This window comes from Lysobacter antibioticus (assembly GCF_000731095.1).
Taxonomy (GTDB): Bacteria; Pseudomonadota; Gammaproteobacteria; order Xanthomonadales; family Xanthomonadaceae; genus Lysobacter; species Lysobacter antibioticus_B.
The window spans coordinates 1-18808 of the sequence record NZ_JMTZ01000075.1; the positions used below are offsets into that span (position 1 = coordinate 1).

The following is an 18808-nucleotide window of genomic DNA, read 5'->3' on the forward strand; positions in this document are numbered from 1 at the left end:
CGCTTGACCAGGCCGGTCGGCCAGTACTCGACCCGGGTGATGCGGTCGTCGGTCTCGACGCTGTTGTCGGCGCCGCGCACCTTGGTCGCGGCCAACCAGCCGCGCGGGTGGTACTCGTAGTCGGTGACGATTCCGTTGGCGTTGACGACCGATAGCGGGCGGCCCTGCGGGTCGTAGCCGAAGGTCTCGGTGCTGCGGCCCAGCGCATCGACGACCTTGCGCAGGTCGCCCTTGCGGTAGGTGCACAACGCCGGCTGGGCCGCGCAGGTGCTGTCGTCGCTGCCGTAGTACTGGAACGTCGTGATGTCGTTGACGTCAGTGCGCGGACCATCAACCGACTTGACCAGCCCCAGGATCGGGCAGGTGCTGTTGCTCGCGGCCACGTCGGCGGCTTCGCAGTAGGCATAGGTCGTCGTGCGGGTCTGGTTGCTGACCGTGTCGCGCACGGTGACCGTAACCGGCTGCAGGCGCGCGTTACGGACGATGCGGGTCTCGCGGTTGCCGACCGTGGTCAGCAATGTGCGGTTGCTGGCGAGGTCGCGGCGTTCCGCACTGGTGCGTTCCTGCGCCAGACCGACCGCTTCCTTGACCGTATGCGTGCGCGCTAGCTGCCCGGTCACCGGGTCATTCGCCTCGGCATACGTGTGCTTGGTCTGGGTGCCGTTGCGGTCGGTGACGGTGTCGAGGCGACGGCGGAAGTCGACGGTTTCGTCGTAATACGTCCTGCCGATGGTGCCGCGGGTGTCGGTCAGGCCGCTGACCTTGCGCGGCGCACCGCTCGCCGGCGACGCGGTCAAACCATAGGTGGTCTGCCGATCGAGAGGATCGGTGACGATGGAACCACCCGTCGAAGGATAGGTCAGGGTGACGCGGTCGGCATTGCCGGAATGGACGCTCAAGGTCACCCGATTCTTGGCATCGTAATTGAACGTACTGTAGCGCTGGCCGCCCTCCGCGGTTACGCCAGTCAGATTGAGAGGAAACCTCGTATCTTCATAGTGATAGGTCCGCGACTCGCCGCCAGGATAGGTGACGGTTTCGATCTGTCCATTGGCGTTAAAGGCATAAGACGCGAGCGCTACGCCGGCCAAACGAATCGCAGTGATCGGCGCGTCGTCGCCGCCCGCGGTGTACTCGAACACCAGGCTGCGGCCGCTGTTGTGGGCGATCGCGGCCAGACGGCGCATTCCATCGTAGCTATAACTCAGGACCGAGCCGTTCTCGAAACGCTGTTCCAGCAGACGGCCGGCGGCGTCGAAGCGCAGCATCCGGTCGCTGCGATGCATCAGCCACTGCGCGCCGTCGGCGACGACCCGGTCGCCGCTTTGGTCGTTCGCCTCGTACGCGGCGCCCACCAGTGTGAACGCGACCTGCGAACCATCGGCTTCAATGAAACCGATACGGACCGTCGGGTCGGAAGGCGTGGTCGGATCGGGGCCGACCGACAGCCGCAGATTATGCGAATGCGTCCAGCCATAACCGAATCCGCCAGCGGCAGTCGACGTTAGCGAGTGGTAATGGCGATCGAATGCAATCCAGCCCAGATCGAAATCGTGCGCCGGCTCGGACTTGTCCCCGGTTGTCGGGTCACAGGGATTGCCAACCGGGCACTCGTTGCTCGGCAGCGGATCACTGTAATAGGCCATGTCGAAGCTCGACCCGGCGCCACAGGCATTGAGATCGGTGTTCCAGGTCATGAGCCGGCCGGGGCAACTGGCCGCCCGATCCTTGACGATCTTGACCTGGGTGTTGGTGAGATAACAGGCACCGCCGCCTCCGGGCGCCACCATGTATTTGACGTCGGTAGGCGTGGATTCGCGAATCGCGATCGGGCTGGTCGACCAGGTCAGATCCGTTGTCCAGACCGTCGGCGTAACCGTGCTGGCCGCCGCGCAGCCCTGAGCGACGCTTTGGGCGTCGTAGTCCTGCTTGATGCGGGCGACGATCGCGTCCATCGAAGTCTGCGTCGGCGTACCCGACGGGTCGTTGAGCTCCTTGTAAGCCCAATCGGTCAAGGTCGGCGGCTTGGGCTCGATGGCGTACTTGTAGACGGTCTTACTGTTGAGGGTGACCTCGTTTTTGACGTACATGCTCATCGGCGGACCGCCGAACTGGGCGAAGTAATTCCTGATGCCCTGCTGCATCGCGGCTTCGGTGGTCTGCGGCGCCAGCGCGAGGCTGTTGGTGCGCCACAGCTTTACCGTTTCCTGCGCCTGCGCGCCCGAGGCGAGCAGCAAGCCCAGCGAGGCCAGAGTCAGGTTCCAGCCGATACGGGTTCGAGCCGGCCGGCGTTCGGCCTCATTGTCGGCATCCGTTGCGACAACTGTCATGGTCATTCCTTCTATGGAGCTTGGAGAGGCCGTACGCACGGTCGGTGAGGGAGGACCGCCGGCGCCGGCATGGGGGATTCGATATCCGAAAGCGAACCGTCGGGCATCGTGTGCAGCTTGATCGGTACTTATGTCTGGGCGGCGACGCGTGGCCGCCGGTTCGAGCCGGGGCATGGCGGCGCCGCCGCGTTTGCGACAACGAAAGTCAGGGCGGTTTCGATCTCGGCGGCTGGCCGAAGCACGGCCGTGGCGGCCGCTGTGCGTGCGGGCAAATCCATCTGCATTGTTCCCTTTCCTTAGGTCGGCAGGTCGATACTACGCCCGCGCATCTCAACGGCAGCGACGCGTGCTGAGCGTCGGCAACGGACGCATGCAAGGGCGTGTTCGGCGCTCACTGTAGGCGCAACGGGTTCGCGAAAGCCAGTACAAGGCGAGGCCTTTGCGCAAAATTACAAACAGAGACGCCGCGCACAAAATGTCGCGACTGCGGCGCAATCGCCGCGATCTATCGAGCGGCTTTCGCAGGCCGTCTCGACGCAAGCTAAATACCGGATGACCGGCATCCATTCGATGCGGCTCGAATACCACGCCAAGGCCTTCCCCGCCCGACGTCCCAGCGCATCCACGCCGCTGTCGCAACATCACTGCACCACTGCCGCAGCAAGGCGTGAGGGTCGTGGAGACCGCTGCCAGAGCGCGACCGCGGACTCACTAAGACGGATCGTTACAAACCTTGTGGCCGTTGTCCGGGAAAACTGCGCCGTGCATCGCATCGGCCATGACAAGCGACGCCTAGATTGCGCCCGACGTTCGCGACCGTACGTGCCCGGTGTGGCCCCCACCGCCGGTCGCGACCGTCACGTCATGCCCGATCCGGGCACTTACCTAGGATGCCTAATGAGCAAGAAGACCACGAGTTCCGATGCAAGTGCCGATACCGGCCCCCATTCGCGTGCGCGCCGCAAGCTGATCGGCGCGGCCGGCATGATCGCCGGCGCCGGCGCGGCCGCCGCGGCCACCACCGCCGCCTCGATCGGCGGTTCGATGTACCAGAACGAACCCATCGGCGGCGCACCGGCGCCGCGTCGCGACGGCGCGTTGGCGTCCACCGCGCTGGTCGGGACCGACCCGGGCCGTATCAACGTCAAGGACTACGGCGCGGTCGGCAACGGCAGCACCGACGACACCGCCGCGATCGAACGCGCGCGCGATGCGGTGTTCGCATCCAGGAACGGCAACGGCTGGCTGACCCATCACCTGTATTTCCCGGCCGGCATCTACCGCGTGACCAAGGCCGACGTGCTGCTGCCCAAGGGCCCGGACACCGGCAAGACCAAGATCAACGGCTATGTCATCGAAGGCCAGGGCAAGCGCAGCTCCGAGATCCTGTTCGACGCCGCCCCGAGCGGTGGCGACGCGTTCGCCAACAATCTGCTGACCGCCTACGGCCGCCTGCGCCAGTTACGCGTGCGCGAGATCAGCTTCCGCGCCGCGCGTCCGGGGCTCAACTGGATCTATTGCTGGGCCTCGGTGGCCGGCGGAACCAACCAGGACTTCGCCTTCGACGACGTCGAATGGCGCGGCCCCTGGAACCGGGTGATCGGCCTGGACGGCCCGGCCGATTCCAACCTCAACTCCGAGTGGGCTTTCAATCGCTGCCACCTGGCCAACGATGTCGTGTTGGGCGACGCCTTCCTGCATTCGGGCATGACGCCGACCCACAGCCAGCAGGATCAGTTCCTGAATTTCTGGTTCCGCGACTGCAAGTTCGAGTACCAGAGCGGCACCTTGCTGCGCTTCGCGCGTGGCGGCTACATCAACGTGTACGGCGGCTCCTGGATCCAGTGCAACGAAACCCAGGACATCCCGTCGGTGTTCTTCGACCTGCCGCCGGGCCCGCACAACAACACGGTCAAGACGCTGATCGTGATGGGCGTGCGCTTCGAGTTGCGCCATGCCAAGAGCAAGCTGATGAATTGCGGATGGGATGCGGCGAACGCGAACCTGACTTTCATCTCTTGCACCGATGCGGCGCGTTCGTTCCAGAGCCACATCGGCCCGCCGTCGATCCCGGTCACCTATCGGCCGCGCGGCGGCGACATGCCCTACGTGAAATGGCAGTCGTGCCAGCTCATGGGGCGCCATGAGTCTTTCGCTACGGTCAATCGCGAACGGCTGGTCTTCGAACAGTGCCACACCTTCAACTACCCCATGGCGCAGTTCCTGGTGCAGAAGTAAGCGGCACGGCGCGGGGCGGATTCGCCCCGCGCCGGTCTCGAAGCTGGCGGATGGGTCGTTCGCTGCGAGCCGAACCAGGCCCGCATCCGCCTACACGTAACCCGTCGCCAATGCGCGCGCCCAATCGGGCCGGCCGTTGCGCAAAGCCCGTTCGGCTTCCGCATACCAGTCGTAGTCCACCGTGAGCAGCTGCGCGCTCCATTCGTCGTTGGCCCGCTCGACGATGGCATAGCGCGCCTGCGGCGAACCGGTCTCGACCCGGTGCGGATGCGGATGCTCGCCGGCGTAAGCCTGCAAACCTACGCTGCCGGGATTGACGATCAAACGCCCATCGGCCAAGCGCAGGCTGCGCGGCACGTGGGTGTGTCCGCACAGGATCACACGCGCATCGGTGCCGCCGGCACGCTGCGCCGCTTCGTCGTGATGAGCCGGGCGCATGCCGTGCTCGTCGACGGTCTCGATGAAACACTCCAGGTCGCTGCGCGGCGTGCCATGGACCAGCAGCACCTCCTCGTTCAAGCGCCAGGTCGGCGGCAGGCTGCGCAGCCACTCGCGCTGGTCGGGACGGATCTCGGCGACGGCATGACGGTCGGACGCGCTCATGCGTTCGGGCGGATCGGTCAGCACCTGGCGTTCGTGATTGCCGGCGATGGTCGGCCAGCGCAGCGCGATCAGGCGGTCGGCGGTTTCGCACGGCCGCAGCGGGCCGGACAACAGGTCGCCGAGATTGACCGCGAGATCGACGCCGCGCCGCTCGATATCGGCCAGGACCGCATCGAGCGCCCCCAGGTTGCCATGGACATCGGAAATGACGGCTATGCGCATCGGTCGATTCTAGCGCCAGGGCTGCCCGGCCTACGCAGAGCCGCGGGCAAGGCGCCATGCGGCTCTCCAGGCCGATGTATGGGCGTGCGGCGGCCGAGATTGCGCCGCGATGGCGGCTTCAGGCAGAATACTGGGCTCTCCGGTCGACAACCGGGCCGCCCCACCGGCGACCGCAGCTGTCCATCGGAGTCGCGAAAGCGCTGCGGCGCCTTCGTTCTCTATGGTGGCCCCGTTGGCGCCTCCGCGACGATAAGTTGAAAATCCCGCCAGGGCCGGAAGGCAGCAACGGTATCGACCGATTCGGGCGCCGGAGTCACGCTTGCGGGGCCGCCGCCTTTTCGGGCCCTGGGATTACCCCGAACGAGGCCGTCCGACGGATCGGCTCAATCGCCCGGCAGCGACAAGGCCAGCGCATCGGGCTCGCGCCCGGTCTTCCAGTAGGCGATCGGTTTCCAGGTCTTGCGGTCGATCACCGCGACCTCGTCGCCGCCGCTGATCGCGACATAGACCCGCGGCCGCTTCGGGTCGGCCACCACGCCGATCGGCAAGGCAGCGCGACCGAGCAAGGTGTCGCGGTACTCGGCGCCTTCGCGCGACAGCGCGATCGTCGCCAGCGCTTTCTTGCGACGCGCATCGAACACCGACACCGTCGCCGCGCGTGCGTTGCTGACCAGGGCGTGGCGGCCGTCGGCGGTGAAGGCGACGCGAATCGGAAAGCCCGGGCTCGGCAAGGTTTTGCGGATCGCGAGCGTGCGCGCGTCGTGCACGGTCACGGTGCCGGCCTCGCGGTTGCTGACCCAGACTTCGCCGCTGCCGGGGCGTACCGCGATGCCTTCGGCGCCCTTGCCCGCCTCGACTTCCGCGCTCTTGGCATTGCGGTTCAGATCGACGCGACTGACCGTGCCCCGGTCGATTTTGCTGACGTAGGCAGCCTTGCCGTCGGCGGATACCACGACCATGTGGCCGCGCCCCTCGCCCATCGCGATCTCGGCGACGATCTGGCCCCCGGCCAGATCGATGCGCAGCAGATGACCCGAGGCCTCGGTCGTCGCCAAGGCTTCGCGATCGCCGGGCAGGAAGCGCAAGCCATGCGGGCGGCCGTGGCGGCCGAGGTCGATGATGCGCGGCGGCTTGCCGCTTCGCAGGTCGAGCACGCTCAAGGTATGGCCCGGGGTTTCGCGGCTGCCGTAGTTCGCCACCAGCGCAGTGCCGCCGTCGTGGCTGACTGCGATTTCGTGCGGCGCCTGGCCGGTAGCGAATTCGCCGAGCTTATGGCCATCGTCGAGCGACAGACGCCAGATGGTATCCGCGGATTTGTTGCCGACCAACAGCTCGCCCGAAAGCGCCGGCACGGCGGCGGCGAGCAGGAGGATCAGGCACAGCGAGCGATATCGCATCGTCCTAGGCTCCGGAAACAGCAGGCTCTATCGGCTGCCGAGATCACCAGAAGGGAGTCTGCTCGGGTAGTTCCAACGCCAAACCAGCCAGAACACGATTCCCGACAACAACCCCAACGGGCAATCCACCAGCAAGTCCCTCGGCACCGGTGGAGCAGGCAATCTGATGACGATCGCCGCGATAGCGCCGACACAGGCGCCCGATCCCATCGCAGTCCACACGTTGACCAGATTGAAACGGTCGAACAGCACCACCATCGGAACCCCGAATACCAACGCGATGGGCAAGACGAACATGTAAGCCAGCGGGATGAATAAGATGTTCGTCATCGACAGGGAAGTGCCGTCGATCAGTGCCGAAGGCAGATTCAGGCCGATCGCAGGCACAAGCGCAGCGGCCGCCATCCCTACGAGGATGACGAGCGTCTTGTGCAAGGATGGCTCCGTCCTCTGCATGGTTCGCTCCTTAAGCCGCCGGCGACTCCGGATGCAACCAATCCGCATCCCCATCCGCATAACGCTCGTGCTTCCAGATCGGCACCCGCGACTTGGTCTCGTCGATGATGTAGCGGCAGGCGGCGAACGCGGCTTCGCGATGGGGGGCGCTGACCCCGACCCAGACCGCGAGCTCGCCGATCGCCAGGTCGCCGACGCGGTGCACGCAGCGCGCATCGACGATGGCGAAACGCTCGATGGCTTCTTCCAGCACGCGCTCGCCTTCGGCCAGGGCGAGTGCGGCATAGCTTTCGTAACGCAGGCCGGCGACGGCACGGCCGCCGTGGTGGTCGCGCACCCAACCCTCGAAGCTGGCGAAGGCGCCGGCGCGATCGCTGAGCAGTTGCGCGCGCAAGGGTGCGATCTCGAAGGAATGCTCGGACAAGGCGAATCGTGCCATCTCAGCCTCCCGAGACCGGTGGAATGAAGGCGACTTCGCTGCCGGCGCGCGGCGCTTCGTCCCAGCGCGCGAAAGCGCCGTCGACGGCGACACGCAGGCGCTCGACCGGCAGGGCGAACCCATGCCGCTGGCGCAGCGAGTCGTACAGCGCGCGCAGATCGGCCGCGTCGGCCTCGACCGATTCGCTGGCAACGCCGGCGGCGTCGCGCAGGCTGGCGAAATACAGCACGGTGAGCCGGCTCATCGCTCGTCCCCCGCCCTGCGCTTTGGCTTCGCGGCGAAGTCGCGCTTGCCGCCGCGCTTGCCGGTCAACTTGGCCGGCCCGAGCACGATGCCATGCGACAAGGCCTTGCACATGTCGTAGACGGTCAGCGCCGCGACCGTCGCGCCGGTCAGAGCTTCCATCTCGACGCCGGTGCGGTGGGTGGTCTTGACCTCGCACTCGATCATCAAGCTGTTGTCGCCGTCCCAATCGATACTTAAACGGCAGCCGTCGATCGGCAGCGGATGACAGAACGGGATCAGCTCATGGGTGCGCTTGACCGCCATCGTGCCGGCGATGATGGCGGTGTCGATCACCGCGCCCTTCTTGCTCTTGAGTCCGCTGGCGCGCAGTTGCAGCGCGACCGCGGCCGGAAAACGCACGCGGCATTGCGCGACCGCCTCGCGGGTGGTCACCGACTTGTCCGACACGTCGACCATCGCCGGGCGGCCGTCGCGGTCGACATGGGTAAGGGAAGGTTTGGATTTCAAATCGCCAGACTCCATCGCAGTGCGTGCCCGGGGTCGGACGGGCCGAACAGGAAATGCAGGACGCGCCGCCGCCCCTGCGGCCGGCTGGCCTTGGAAGAAGCATGCAACAGCAACGGTCGCATGATAAGCAGATCGCCCGGCCGTGCGGTGCATTGTGTCTCGCCGCGCTCCTCGCGCAGAGCGCTGGCCCTTTGCGCGCTGAGCTTTCCAACCAGATGCGAGCCCGGCACCACTCGCAACGGTCCATCGGAATCGGTACACGGATCCAGGTGGATGCGCACGACGGTCAGCCGCTCCAGGAGCGCCGTCGGCGGCTGGACGAAATGCGAGCCCTCCTTGTGCGACCAGTCGGAGAGCGCCTCATTCGCGACCTTCTCGGCGACCGGGATCGACAAGTCCTGATGCAGGGCGACTTTCCAGTTACGCGACTGGCTTTTGCGGAATAAGGTGCATTGCACGGCGAGCGCATCCTCGGCCAACACACCCAGGTCGCGAAGCCGCAGGCGCAACGGCGCCACTAGCGCCCGGCACCACGCGTGTTGAAGCAGATTGCGGGTGCCCGCATCGTCGCCATCGCAGGCGTCGACATGAGCCTCCATGGCAGCGACGTCCACCGCACCGAGCACACCGGGCAAACGAAGAAAGCCTTGCGCCTCGAGCGACCCGGAGAGCATGGAGTCGAAAGCCGCAACCGGGAACGACTGGACCGCACTGCAGGCTAACGACGACATCACAGCTTCAACCGCCGATCAAAAACATCTCGACGTGGCGCTTGGAGCGCGGCGCGTCGAGGGCGCGCAATTCGCTGTAGCGGTCGCCGCGGCGCGACCACAGCCCGGCCAGGCGTTCGGCGAAGGCGGCTTCGCCCAGCGCGAGCGACGGCCGCAGGTCGGTGCCTTCGGCGGCGAACAGACAGGTGTACAGCCGGCCGTCGGCGGACACCCGCGAGCGATGGCAATCGCCGCAGAACGGCGCGCTGATCGAGGACACGAAGCCGATCTCGCCCTGGCCGTCGGCGAAGCCGTAGCGCGAAGCGACTTCGCCCCGGTAATTGGCGTCGAGCGCGCGCAGCGGCCAGCGCGCGTGGATGCGGTCGCGCAGGGCCTGCGAGCTCACCACGCCCTCGGCGCTCCAGTCGTTGCAGTTGCCCACGTCCATATATTCGATGAAACGCAGCACATGGCCGCTGCCGCGGAAATGTTCGACCAAGGGCAACACTTGGTCTTCGTTGATGCCGCGCTGGACCACGCAGTTGATCTTGATGGAATCGAAGCCCGCCGCGCGCGCCGCGGCGATGCCCTCGAGCACGTCGGCGATTTCGCCGCGGCCGCCGGACAGGCGCCGGAAACGCTCGGGGTCGAGTGCGTCCAGGCTCACCGTCAGGCGGCGCAGGCCGGCCTCGCGCAGCGCCCGCGCATGACGCGCGAGCAGCGAGCCGTTGGTGGTCAGCGCCAGGTCGTCGATGCCTTCGATGCGCGCCAGGCGCGCGACCAGCTCGGGCAGGCGCTTGCGCAGCAGCGGCTCGCCGCCGGTCAGGCGCAGTTTGCTGACGCCCACACGGACGAAACCGCGCACCAGGGTTTCGATCTCGTCGAAGCTCAGGCGCGAGGCCGCATCCAGGCCATAGTCGTCCGGCACGCGCTCGGCCGGCATGCAATAGGGGCAGCGGAAGTTGCAGGCTTCGATCACCGACAAGCGCAAGTCGCGCAGCGGCCGGCCGTGGAGATCCAACGGCATCGGCAGCGGCGGCAGACCGGGGGCGGCACTCACGAAGGCGGCATTCACTAGGACGGCAGTTGCGTAACGGTGGGCTCGGCCAGCTCGATCGCCTCGCCCGGCCTACCGACACGATACCCCCGCGCCGCCAATACGTCGCCCTCTTCGCGGCTGCCGTAGTGGTAAAGCAGGCAGCGATTCAGCAGTTCGCGCGAGTATTCGCGCTCCAGGTCCTCGATGCCGCTGTGCGAGGGGTTGCCGTGCAGGGCGCAGTCGTGGGCGATCAGCTCGCCTGCATCGGCGTATTTGGCCAGGACCTCGGGGATCGGGCGGGTGTCGCCGGTCCAGATGGCGCTGCCGCGCAGGCGCAGGCCGAAGGCGCTGTCGGGCCAGTGGTGGCGGGTCGCGAACACCTCCAGGCGCAGGCCCCCGTGCCAGAAATGGCCGCTGACCGGCACCAGTTGGAAGGCGTCCCAGAAATTCACCCCGCCCTCGGCCAGCACGTTCGGGTAGTCGGCCACCCGCTGGTGCAGCAGCGGCACCACCGTCGCCGGCACGTACAGCCGCACCTTGCCGCGCCGCTGCGGGTCGAAATAGTGGGCGACGAACAGGCGCTCGAACCCGGCGATATGGTCCAGGTGGGTATGGGTGACGAACAGAGCCTCCGGCATCCGGCCGTAATGGGCCAGGAACGCGGTCAGGCCCTCGCCGCCGCAATCGATGGTGAGCCAGGGCTCGCCGTCGCGCTCCAGCGTGGCCATCGCCGACCCCAGCTCGACCGCCGACGCATTGCCGACGCCGTGCAAACGCAACCGCCAAGTCATGCCCGTCCCCTCGATTCGCTGACCACGTCTTTAGTAACCACGTTCCCAGGCGCGGTCATAGGCCGTGCGCAGTCGGGCGAAATCGCGTTCGACCTCGGCCTCGCCGCGGTCGCCGCGCAATTTCAACAGTGAACGCTTCAGCCGGGCCAGGTTGCGCTCGCGCCAGGGGGTCGCCGGAATCCGGATCTGGCCGCGGTCCAGGTCGATCACCCAGCCGTGCCCGCCGCTGTCGAACAGCAGGTTGGTGGCGTTGAGGTCGGCGTGATCGAGGCCGGCCCGGTGACAGCGCGCGATCAGCCGCCCGGCCTCTTCCCAAGGCGCGCCGTCGCCGGCCACGGCGGCGCGGTCGGCCAGCGAGCGCACGTCGCCGAGGCGCTGAAGCAGGATCGCGGCGTAGTAATACCAACCGTCGCGGCGATACCAGGCGGCGACCGGCTTCGGCACCGGCAGACCCTTGCCGGCCAGTTCGCGCAGCAGGCGGAACTCGGCGAAGCTGCGGGTCTGGTTGGCGCCGCTCCACCAATAGCGGTCGCGATTGAAGCGTGCGATCAGGCCGCCGCGCAGGTAACGGCGCAGCACCACCCGGCCGAACGGCGCATCGACGAACCAGGCGCCGCCACGGCCGCCGCTGTCGACCGGACGCGCGTTGCCGCCCCAGTGCGCCGGCGAGAACCATTCCGGCGCGGCTTGCTGGACCTGCGCGCGGTCGAACAGAATCGCACCGTAACCGCTATCGTCGCGGTACGGCGTCAGTCCCTCGGCGGCGTCATAACCCGTCATCCGACCGAGTCTAACAAGTCACGTGACCACATCGCCTCTCAGTTCCCATTCTTCGATCTGCCTGCTGCGCCTGTCCGCGCTCGGCGATGTGACCCACGTCGTACCGCTGGTGCGCACTTTGCGCGCGGCGCGGCCGCAGGCCTCGATCGCCTGGATCATCGGCAAGGGCGAGCGGCGCCTGCTCGAAGGCCTGGAAGGCGTCGAATTCCTCGAGTACGACAAGAAAAGCGGCTTCGCCGGCATGCGCGCCCTGCGCCGCAGCCTGCGCGAACGCCCCCTCCCCGGCGGCCGCTTCGACGTGCTGCTGCAGATGCAGGTGGCCGCGCGCGCCAACCTGCTGTCGGCCTTCCTGCCGGCGCAGCGCCGGGTGGGCTACGACCGCTCGCGCTCGAAGGACCTGCACGGGCTTTTCATCAACGAGCGCATCCCCGACCGCCCCGGCATCCACGTGCTCGACGCGATCGGCAGCTTCTGCGAACCGCTCGGCCTGCGCCAGACCGAAGTGCGCTGGGACTTGCCCGTGCCCGAGGACGCGCGCGAATGGGCGCGCGCGCAATGGCCGCAGGACGAGGCACCGACCTTGCTGATCTCGCCGTGTTCGAGCCACACCGTGCGCAACTGGCGCAACGACCGCTACGCCGCGGTCGCCGATCACGCGGTCGAGCGCGGTTGGCGGGTGGTGCTGTGCGGCGGCCGCAGCGAACTCGAACGCAACACCGCCGACGCGATCCTCGCGGCGATGCGCCACCCGGCGCTGGACCTGGTCGGCAAGGACACCTTGAAGCAACTGCCGGCGCTGCTCGAACGCGGCCAGCTGTTGATGACCCCCGACTCCGGCCCGATGCACATCGCCAACGCCATGGGCACCAAGGTGCTCGGCCTGCATGCAGCCAGCAACCCCGCACGCAGCGGCCCCTACAGCGACCGCCGCTACTGCGCCGACCGCTACGACGACGCCGCGCGCAAGTATCTCGGCAAGCCCGCGGCCGACATCGCCTGGGGCACCAAGATCGAACACGAAGGCGTGATGGATTTGATCTCGGTCGAGGACGGCGTCGCCGCATTCGAGCGCTACCTCGCCGATCATTCGCTGCGCTAAGACGCGTCGTTCTCGATCTGCAGCCGTCGCCAGATCGACAACTGGGTGCGCTGGCGGCGGCGCTCGCGATAGACCGCGGCGATCAGCGCCAGCGCGATCACCAACGCGGCGACCGCGATCTCGCCGCCGCTCCAGTCGCGCCAGCCGCCGGTCAGCGCTTCCACGGCGACGAACACCAGACAGGCCGCAGCGGCATTGCACGAAAGGCTGCACAACACTTTCATGCGGTTGAGGGCGTTGCGCGAAGACGGGTCGGCCGCCTCCAGATATTCGCGCATGCGCCGGTCGACATCGTGGAAGACCGAGGTCGACATGTGTGCGGCATCGGGCAGCACCAGCCCTTCGCTGCGCGCCAGTCGCTGCGACAGAAAGGCGATGGCCGGCGCCCAGGCCTGGCGCAAGCGCGGCCAGACGATGCCCTGGGCGACGCCGTAGACCAGGCGGCCGATCGGGCTCAGGGCCAGGCCCAGCGCATAGGCGCCGGCGAACCAGGTCGGCAGGGTCAGCTCGGGGGCCTGCTCGCGCAGCAGGTGCAGGCCGGCCGGGTGGCGCAGGGCCAATGCCGTCAGCAACAGCCCGCCCGGGCACAGCCAGGCGAGCAGATCGTCGTACAGCCAGGCGCCCGCAGCGCGCGGCTTGGGTTCGGCCACCGGCATCGCCGCGGCCGCCCGCTCAGCCGACCAGGCCGGGGCCGTAGTCCTGGTAGGACTTCTCTTCGACGTAGGTCGAGCCCAGGGCCAGGTTGATGTCCTTCTTGACCCGTGCCCGCACGTCGTTCTCGATGTAGACCGAGCGCGCCAGGCGGATGAACTCGGCATCGAACTCCTGGCGCTTTTCCTTGATCCGGATGTCGTCCTCGATCACCCACAGGCGCTCGTTGACGGCCTTGAGCTCGGCGCGCAGGCGGACCACGTCGCCACCGGCGGCCGGGTGGGCCATCCAGGTCTGCTCGAGCGCGCTGAGCTCGTTGCGGACGTTGGCCAGCTTGGCCTCGTCGGTCATGCGCTCGGACTTGATCTGCAGGATCGCGATCTTGTCGAGCAATTCGCCAAAGGACACCGGGACCAGGATTTCGGACATGTCGCGCAGCCGTTTCGTTGCGAAAGAAGGCCGCTAGTGTAGCCCCGCCCTCCCCGGCCCCGGGAGGGCGCCGACGCGGCGATCACGACAAGCCTTGTCGGCGGATGTTTCAGCCCGTATCATTCTCGGCTCACTGCACCCGGAGAGGTGGCAGAGTGGTTGAATGTACCTGACTCGAAATCAGGCGTACGTTTATAGCGTACCGGGGGTTCGAATCCCCCCCTCTCCGCCAGATACAGACAGAACGGGCTCTTCGGGGCCCGTTTTGTTTTTGGGCCCTGGTCCGGCCGATGTGGCGATGCCCGCGTGGCCCGGTACGGGATCGGTCCGATCGAAACCGAAAGTTGCGCTCCACCCCGCCTCGCATAACCGGTCATCGGCACGGCCGCCATCGTCAGCGACTCGGGCGAGGGTTTTCACAACGGCCGCGTTCGCTCGTCCAGTGTGTGAAGCCGGTGCTTCATGAGCCGTTTGGCCGACGTGGGCCACGCTCCAGCTTGCTTCGTCCCACTCGCGCAGGAGCCACCGTCGATGCCTTGCGCCACCACCGTCTCTACCGATCCGATCCACACGCGGCCTTCATCCATGCTCGGGCATGAAAGCCGAACACGGATCACGCTTTCTTGCTACGCGGCCGCTTGATCGCGATGATTGCGTTTTCAGCATTGGCAAACCCGACAACTGCGAGCGGCACGACCGACAGATGATCGAATTCGGACACCTCACGCATGTCGGCCTGCGCCGCGAACTCAACGAAGACACCTATTACGGTGACAGCGAACTCGGCCTGTGGCTGGTCGCCGACGGCATGGGCGGGCACGAGTACGGCGAGGTCGCCAGCGCGCTGGCGCGCGAGGCCATCGTCCGCGAGGTCCGCAACGGCGCCCCGCTGGCGCAGGCCATCCGCATCGCCGACGAAGAGATCATCCGCACCTCGCGCCGGCGCAACGACGCCCTGCCGATGGGCACGACCGTGGTCGCGGCCCGCATCAACGGCAACCGCTTCGAAGTGGCCTGGGTCGGCGACAGCCGGGTCTACCTGTGGCGCGACGGCCATCTGGCCCAGTTGTCGCAGGACCACAGCTACGTCCAGGAGCTGATCGCCAACGGCGCGATCACCCACGAACAGGCACGCAGCCACCCGCACCGCAACGTCGTCACCCAGGCTCTGGGCGTGACCGACCCGCGCAACCTCAACGTCGAGACCATGAACGGCGAACTGCGCCCGGGCATGCAGTTGCTGCTGTGCAGCGACGGCCTGACCGAAGAGGTCGACGACCGCAGCATCGCCCGGGTGCTGGCACACAACGACTGCAGCGCGCAGGAATGCGTGGATTCGCTGGTCGCCGCGGCGCTCGACGGCGGCGGCTCGGACAATGTGACCGTGGTGCTGGTGCGCAGCCACTGAGGCGCCGGGCCTGTCGGCGACGCGATTTTACGCAAAGACAAAATCGTCTAATTAATTCCAAGCCTGCGATTCGCACTGCCTGGCTTGCACGGCAGGAGTCGCTCCAGTTCCTCATCCAGGAATGCCGCGCTATCGCCCCCGTCGTTCCCGCGCAGGCGGGAACCCAGGGCTCTATCGCGACGTGACTCCGAAGGCACCCGGCCAGGGGTTCACAGCGCCCCATCACCGCGTCTGCGGGTATGACGCACTGCTGGCTGTACAAGCAAGGCATCCCGAACGCTTGCAGCCAAAACGCTGAAGTCTCTGGATCCCCGCCTTCGCGGGGATGACGGCCGGGTAGTTACGCCACTGCGGATCGCAGGTCGCTGGAGATGCCCGATGGGCATCGCGATGCTTGCGCTCAGGCCTCGACGGCCTGCGCGACCTCGACCGGCGGCATCGCCAAGTCCCAGATGCATTTGCCGGCTTTCTTGCGCAGCTTTTCCAGGCGCGCTTCGTGGGCGGCGAGTTCGGCCGGCAACACGATCACGCGCGGGCGCGGGGCGCTGACGTCGACCTGGAAGCTGGCTTGTTCGAGCCTGGCCGCGGCCGCGCCGGGGTCGCCGAACCCGATCTCTTCCTGGCCCGAGGTCAGGCCGATGTAGACCTCGCCCAGCAACTGGGCGTCGAGCAAGGCGCCGTGCAACTGGCGGTGCGAGTTGTCGACGCCGAGGCGTTTGCACAAGGCGTCGAGCGAGTTGCGCTGGCCGGGGAAACGCTGGCGCGCGAGCAGCAGCGAGTCTTCGATGGTAACGCGGTCGCGCAACTTGCCGTACTGCGGCCCGCAACGCGACAGTTCGTTGTCGAGGAAGCCGACGTCGAACGCGGCGTTGTGGATGATCACTTCGGCGCCTTCGATGAAGGCGAGGAACTCGTCGACGATCTGTTCGAACAGCGGCTTGTCGGCCAGGATCTCCAGGCTCAGGCCAGTGACTTCCTGGGCGCCGGCCTCGAAGTCGCAATCGGGCTTGATGTACTGGTGATAGGTGCGGCCGGTCGGGCGGCGTTCGACGAATTCGACGCAGCCGATTTCGACCACGCGGTTGCCGCGTTCCCAGCTCAGGCCGGTGGTTTCGGTATCTAGGATGATTTGACGCATCGGGGGATTCTAGCGGGGAGCGAGTCTGGAGGAGTGAGAAATGAGAAAGAGCGAGGCACAGCCGGCTTTCGCTCGGGCTCACTCCTCACTCCTATCCACTCACTCCTGTCTTCAGGGCCGATAGGCCCGCAAGCGCTCCGCCTGCACCCGCGCCAGCACGTCGACGCGCTCGTTGTCGGGGTTGCCGGAGTGGCCCTTGACCCATTTCCACTCGATCGCATGGCGCCGGCTCGCGACGTGCAGGCGCTCCCACAGGTCGCGGTTCTTGACCGGATCGCCGCCGGCGGTCTTCCAACCGCGCCGGACCCAGTTGCCGATCCATTCGGTGATGCCCTTGCGCACGTACTGCGAGTCGGTGGTCAGCACCACCTTGCACGGCTCGCTCAGCGCTTCCAGGCCCATGATCGCGCCCATCAGCTCCATGCGGTTGTTGGTGGTGTCGGGCTCGCCGCCGGCGAGTTCGCGCTCGCGGCCCTTATAGCGCAGCAGTGCCGCCCAGCCGCCCGGGCCGGGATTGCCGAGGCAGGCGCCGTCGGTGTGGATTTCTACGATCTTCTCGGCGTCTTGACTGGATTCGCTCACGCAACGGCTTCTCTATACGACAGCCGGGCATTATCGCCTTTGCGCGCCGCGAGCGGAGCCGCGATGCACGTCGCGCGGCACCAGGCCGGTCTGCCAGCGCAGTTGCTGCACCCGCATCGGCCCGATAGCGGCATGCACACGCTTGGTCAGGGTCAGCGCCACCCCAGCCCGCACCACGTCGGCAGCGCCGACGCCGGCCTCGCCATGGGCGACCCGCCAGCGCGGGCCCAGCCATTGCAGGCTGACCGCATCGGCGCCGAAACCCGAGGCGCGCAGCATCGCCTGCCAATGGCCGGCATCGCGCGCGCGCAGGCCGCTGCCGGCCCAGCGCAGGCGGTACGGGCTCCAGGGATTGAGGGTCGCCAACCACAGCCGGCCGCCGGGCGCGAGGATCCGCGCGCACTCGCTGAGCAGCGGCTGCGGGTCGGCGCCGTCGTCGAACACGTGCTGCAGCAACACCGCGCCGAAGGCCTCGCTGGCCAGCGGCAACGGCAGGCGGCAGCGCACCGCGCCGTCGAAGCCCTTGGGGCTGCGCCGCAGCGCCAGCCCGCGCCGGCCGCCGGGCGGCGACGCGGCGGCAACGCCGAACCAGGCCCAGGGCAAGGTCGGGCTGGCCGCGAGCACCCGGGACATGGCCGCGGCCTCGACCTCGAGCAGCCCCTGCCCGACCACCTCGCCGAACCAGTTGAGCGGACAGTCGGGGGCGGGGTCGGGTTGACGGCCGTGGGACAGGGCGGGCATGGTCGCGGTTCTCGACAGGAGTCTCGGAAGGCATCGGGCCAGGACGGCACGGGGCTTGCGAATACCCCGACTGTGCGCCCCCGGGGCGGCGTCAGGCAAATCGTTATCCAGCCCTGCCCGGGGCCCACCCGGCCCCACCCAGCCCGCGAAGCGGTCCGTCCCGCCCGCGCCCGCCAGGAGACCGACGATGCGGTTGCTCGCCCTGCCCGCCCTCAGCGACAACTACATCTGGGCCCTGTCGGGCGACGACGAATCGGCGCTGATCGTCGACCCCGGCGACGCCGCACCGGTGATGGCCGCGGCCGCGCACGGCCTGCGCCCGGTCGGGATCCTGCTGACCCACCACCACGACGACCACATCGGCGGCACCGCCGCCCTGCGCGAGCGCTGGCCGGAGATCCCGGTGTTCGCCCCCGACGACGAACGCATCCTCAGCGCGACCGCCCGGGTCGACGAGGGCGTGAAGCTGCACGTCGCCGGCTGGACCCTCGATGTCATGGCGGTGCCGGGCCACACCCGCAGCCACATCGCCTATTACCTGGACCGCGGCGCCCATGGCGACGAGCGCCTGTTGTTCAGCGGCGACACCTTGTTCAGCCTGGGCTGTGGGCGCCTGTTCGAAGGTACCGCCGCCCAGATGCTGGTCTCGCTGACCCGCCTGGCGGCCCTGCCGGACGAGACCCGGGTCTGCTGCGGCCACGAATACACCCTGTCCAACGCCGCCTTCGCGAGCGTGGTGGAACCCGACAACCCGGCGCTGCGGCGCCGCATAGAACAGGCTCAGGCCATGCGCAACGCCGGTCGTCCCACCGTTCCCAGCAGCCTCCTCGACGAGCGCGCAACCAACCCCTTCCTGCGCACCCGCGAAGCCGGCGTGCTGCGCTCGATCACCTCGCGCCTGGGCCACCCGCCCGAGGACGAAGTCCAGGCCTTCGCCGAGTTGCGGCGTTGGAAAGACGGGTTCCGCGCTTGAAGCGGGCCGACGCCAGGCGGCGCGCGCCG

General features: G+C 67.6%; 20 protein-coding genes, 1 tRNA gene and 1 other RNA gene. 6 read left to right on the forward strand and 16 right to left on the reverse strand.

Annotated elements, in window-relative coordinates:
- Positions 1-2330, reverse strand: a 2330-nt coding sequence (locus tag EX88_RS0118800) for a DUF6531 domain-containing protein (protein ID WP_161786149.1), incomplete at its 3' end; no start/stop codon positions are given.
- A gap of 897 nt (positions 2331-3227) precedes the next feature.
- Here EX88_RS0118800 and EX88_RS0118805 point away from each other — a divergent pair.
- A complete protein-coding gene (locus tag EX88_RS0118805) occupies positions 3228-4568 on the forward strand; it encodes a glycosyl hydrolase family 28-related protein (RefSeq protein WP_031373535.1) in 1341 nt (446 codons plus the stop codon).
- A 90-nt stretch (positions 4569-4658) separates the two neighbouring features.
- Here EX88_RS0118805 and EX88_RS0118810 read toward each other — a convergent pair whose 3' ends face one another.
- Positions 4659-5393: a metallophosphoesterase family protein gene (locus EX88_RS0118810; protein WP_031373536.1), complete on the reverse strand. Its 735-nt coding sequence runs from the start codon at positions 5391-5393 to the stop codon at positions 4659-4661.
- Positions 5394-5623: 230 nt separating this feature from the next.
- Here EX88_RS0118810 and ffs point away from each other — a divergent pair.
- Positions 5624-5720: signal recognition particle sRNA small type (gene ffs / locus EX88_RS25420), an RNA gene on the forward strand.
- 56 nt (positions 5721-5776) lie between these two features.
- On the opposite strand, the gene EX88_RS0118815 is transcribed toward ffs, so the two are convergent.
- The 9 genes from EX88_RS0118815 to EX88_RS0118855 are packed head-to-tail and all read right to left on the reverse strand — an operon-like array spanning position 5777 to position 11758.
- Entirely contained in the window at positions 5777-6790 is a 1014-nt protein-coding gene (locus tag EX88_RS0118815; RefSeq protein ID WP_051885297.1) for a YncE family protein, read from the reverse strand.
- Between the two features lie 27 nt (positions 6791-6817).
- Positions 6818-7225: a hypothetical protein gene (locus tag EX88_RS0118820; RefSeq protein WP_152566358.1), complete on the reverse strand. Its 408-nt coding sequence runs from the start codon at positions 7223-7225 to the stop codon at positions 6818-6820.
- A gap of 31 nt (positions 7226-7256) precedes the next feature.
- Entirely contained in the window at positions 7257-7685 is a 429-nt protein-coding gene (locus EX88_RS0118825) for a molybdenum cofactor biosynthesis protein MoaE (RefSeq protein WP_031373539.1), read from the reverse strand.
- A gap of 1 nt (position 7686) precedes the next feature.
- On the reverse strand, positions 7687-7929 hold the full coding sequence (gene moaD / locus EX88_RS0118830; protein WP_031373540.1) for a molybdopterin converting factor subunit 1: 243 nt from the start codon (positions 7927-7929) through the stop codon (positions 7687-7689).
- Positions 7926-8453 (reverse strand): cyclic pyranopterin monophosphate synthase MoaC, encoded by a 528-nt coding sequence (gene moaC / locus EX88_RS0118835; protein ID WP_031373541.1) that lies wholly within the window; start codon positions 8451-8453, stop codon positions 7926-7928. The genes moaD and moaC overlap by 4 nt, the downstream gene beginning before the upstream one ends.
- A complete protein-coding gene (locus EX88_RS0118840) occupies positions 8435-9169 on the reverse strand; it encodes a phytanoyl-CoA dioxygenase family protein (protein ID WP_200875870.1) in 735 nt (244 codons plus the stop codon). Before EX88_RS0118840 ends, moaC begins: the two co-directional genes overlap by 19 nt.
- 7 nt (positions 9170-9176) lie before the next feature.
- On the reverse strand, positions 9177-10175 hold the full coding sequence (moaA, locus tag EX88_RS0118845; protein WP_051885301.1) for a GTP 3',8-cyclase MoaA: 999 nt from the start codon (positions 10173-10175) through the stop codon (positions 9177-9179).
- A gap of 47 nt (positions 10176-10222) precedes the next feature.
- Entirely contained in the window at positions 10223-10978 is a 756-nt protein-coding gene (locus tag EX88_RS0118850; protein ID WP_031373544.1) for an MBL fold metallo-hydrolase, read from the reverse strand.
- A 30-nt stretch (positions 10979-11008) separates the two neighbouring features.
- Complete coding sequence (locus tag EX88_RS0118855) at positions 11009-11758, reverse strand: 3-deoxy-D-manno-octulosonic acid kinase (RefSeq protein WP_031373545.1); 750 nt, start codon at positions 11756-11758, stop codon at positions 11009-11011.
- A gap of 22 nt (positions 11759-11780) precedes the next feature.
- On the opposite strand from EX88_RS0118855, the gene EX88_RS0118860 reads away from it, so the two are divergent.
- Positions 11781-12857 carry a glycosyltransferase family 9 protein gene (locus tag EX88_RS0118860; protein WP_031373546.1) on the forward strand — a complete coding sequence of 359 codons (1077 nt, stop codon included), beginning with the start codon at positions 11781-11783 and terminating at the stop codon, positions 12855-12857.
- On the opposite strand, the gene EX88_RS0118865 is transcribed toward EX88_RS0118860, so the two are convergent.
- Together EX88_RS0118865 and EX88_RS0118870 are read right to left on the reverse strand one after the other, a co-directional pair.
- Positions 12854-13507, reverse strand: a complete 654-nt coding sequence (locus EX88_RS0118865) for a hypothetical protein (RefSeq protein WP_152566359.1) — start codon at positions 13505-13507, stop codon at positions 12854-12856. The two genes, EX88_RS0118860 and EX88_RS0118865, sit on opposite strands and share 4 nt — an antisense overlap.
- Positions 13508-13529: 22 nt before the next feature.
- A complete protein-coding gene (locus EX88_RS0118870) occupies positions 13530-13937 on the reverse strand; it encodes a DUF6165 family protein (protein ID WP_031373548.1) in 408 nt (135 codons plus the stop codon).
- A gap of 141 nt (positions 13938-14078) precedes the next feature.
- Here EX88_RS0118870 and EX88_RS0118875 point away from each other — a divergent pair.
- Positions 14079-14169: transfer RNA gene (locus tag EX88_RS0118875), tRNA-Ser, on the forward strand.
- A gap of 471 nt (positions 14170-14640) precedes the next feature.
- Positions 14641-15345: a PP2C family protein-serine/threonine phosphatase gene (locus EX88_RS0118880; protein ID WP_031373549.1), complete on the forward strand. Its 705-nt coding sequence runs from the start codon at positions 14641-14643 to the stop codon at positions 15343-15345.
- A gap of 400 nt (positions 15346-15745) precedes the next feature.
- On the opposite strand, the gene dnaQ is transcribed toward EX88_RS0118880, so the two are convergent.
- From dnaQ to EX88_RS24790, 3 genes are all read right to left on the reverse strand, one after another.
- The gene (dnaQ, locus tag EX88_RS0118885) at positions 15746-16483 is read right to left on the reverse strand and encodes a DNA polymerase III subunit epsilon (protein WP_031373550.1); all 738 of its coding nucleotides are present in this window, start codon (positions 16481-16483) and stop codon (positions 15746-15748) included.
- 111 nt (positions 16484-16594) lie between these two features.
- The gene (rnhA, locus tag EX88_RS0118890; RefSeq protein ID WP_031373551.1) at positions 16595-17065 is read right to left on the reverse strand and encodes a ribonuclease HI; all 471 of its coding nucleotides are present in this window, start codon (positions 17063-17065) and stop codon (positions 16595-16597) included.
- Between the two features lie 30 nt (positions 17066-17095).
- On the reverse strand, positions 17096-17806 hold the full coding sequence (locus EX88_RS24790; RefSeq protein ID WP_051885298.1) for a methyltransferase domain-containing protein: 711 nt from the start codon (positions 17804-17806) through the stop codon (positions 17096-17098).
- A gap of 187 nt (positions 17807-17993) precedes the next feature.
- On the opposite strand from EX88_RS24790, the gene gloB reads away from it, so the two are divergent.
- Positions 17994-18779, forward strand: coding sequence for a hydroxyacylglutathione hydrolase (gloB, locus tag EX88_RS0118900; RefSeq protein WP_031373553.1), 786 nt, complete (start codon positions 17994-17996; stop codon positions 18777-18779).
- Positions 18780-18808 lie beyond the last annotated feature (29 nt).

Coding starts and splice junctions, on each gene's coding strand:
- EX88_RS0118810 (WP_031373536.1), bottom strand. CDS start 5,393: ATGCGCATAGCCGTCATTTCCGATGTCCATGGCAACCTGGGGGCGCTC.
- moaD (WP_031373540.1), bottom strand. CDS start 7,929: ATGAGCCGGCTCACCGTGCTGTATTTCGCCAGCCTGCGCGACGCCGCC.
- EX88_RS0118880 (WP_031373549.1), top strand. CDS start 14,641: ATGATCGAATTCGGACACCTCACGCATGTCGGCCTGCGCCGCGAACTC.
- moaC (WP_031373541.1), bottom strand. CDS start 8,453: ATGGAGTCTGGCGATTTGAAATCCAAACCTTCCCTTACCCATGTCGAC.
- EX88_RS0118850 (WP_031373544.1), bottom strand. CDS start 10,978: ATGACTTGGCGGTTGCGTTTGCACGGCGTCGGCAATGCGTCGGCGGTC.
- EX88_RS0118825 (WP_031373539.1), bottom strand. CDS start 7,685: ATGGCACGATTCGCCTTGTCCGAGCATTCCTTCGAGATCGCACCCTTG.
- dnaQ (WP_031373550.1), bottom strand. CDS start 16,483: ATGCGTCAAATCATCCTAGATACCGAAACCACCGGCCTGAGCTGGGAA.
- EX88_RS0118870 (WP_031373548.1), bottom strand. CDS start 13,937: ATGTCCGAAATCCTGGTCCCGGTGTCCTTTGGCGAATTGCTCGACAAG.
- EX88_RS24790 (WP_051885298.1), bottom strand. CDS start 17,806: ATGCCCGCCCTGTCCCACGGCCGTCAACCCGACCCCGCCCCCGACTGT.
- gloB (WP_031373553.1), top strand. CDS start 17,994: ATGCGGTTGCTCGCCCTGCCCGCCCTCAGCGACAACTACATCTGGGCC.
- EX88_RS0118855 (WP_031373545.1), bottom strand. CDS start 11,758: ATGACGGGTTATGACGCCGCCGAGGGACTGACGCCGTACCGCGACGAT.
- EX88_RS0118840 (WP_200875870.1), bottom strand. CDS start 9,169: ATGTCGTCGTTAGCCTGCAGTGCGGTCCAGTCGTTCCCGGTTGCGGCT.
- moaA (WP_051885301.1), bottom strand. CDS start 10,175: ATGCCGTTGGATCTCCACGGCCGGCCGCTGCGCGACTTGCGCTTGTCG.
- EX88_RS0118815 (WP_051885297.1), bottom strand. CDS start 6,790: ATGCGATATCGCTCGCTGTGCCTGATCCTCCTGCTCGCCGCCGCCGTG.
- EX88_RS0118805 (WP_031373535.1), top strand. CDS start 3,228: ATGAGCAAGAAGACCACGAGTTCCGATGCAAGTGCCGATACCGGCCCC.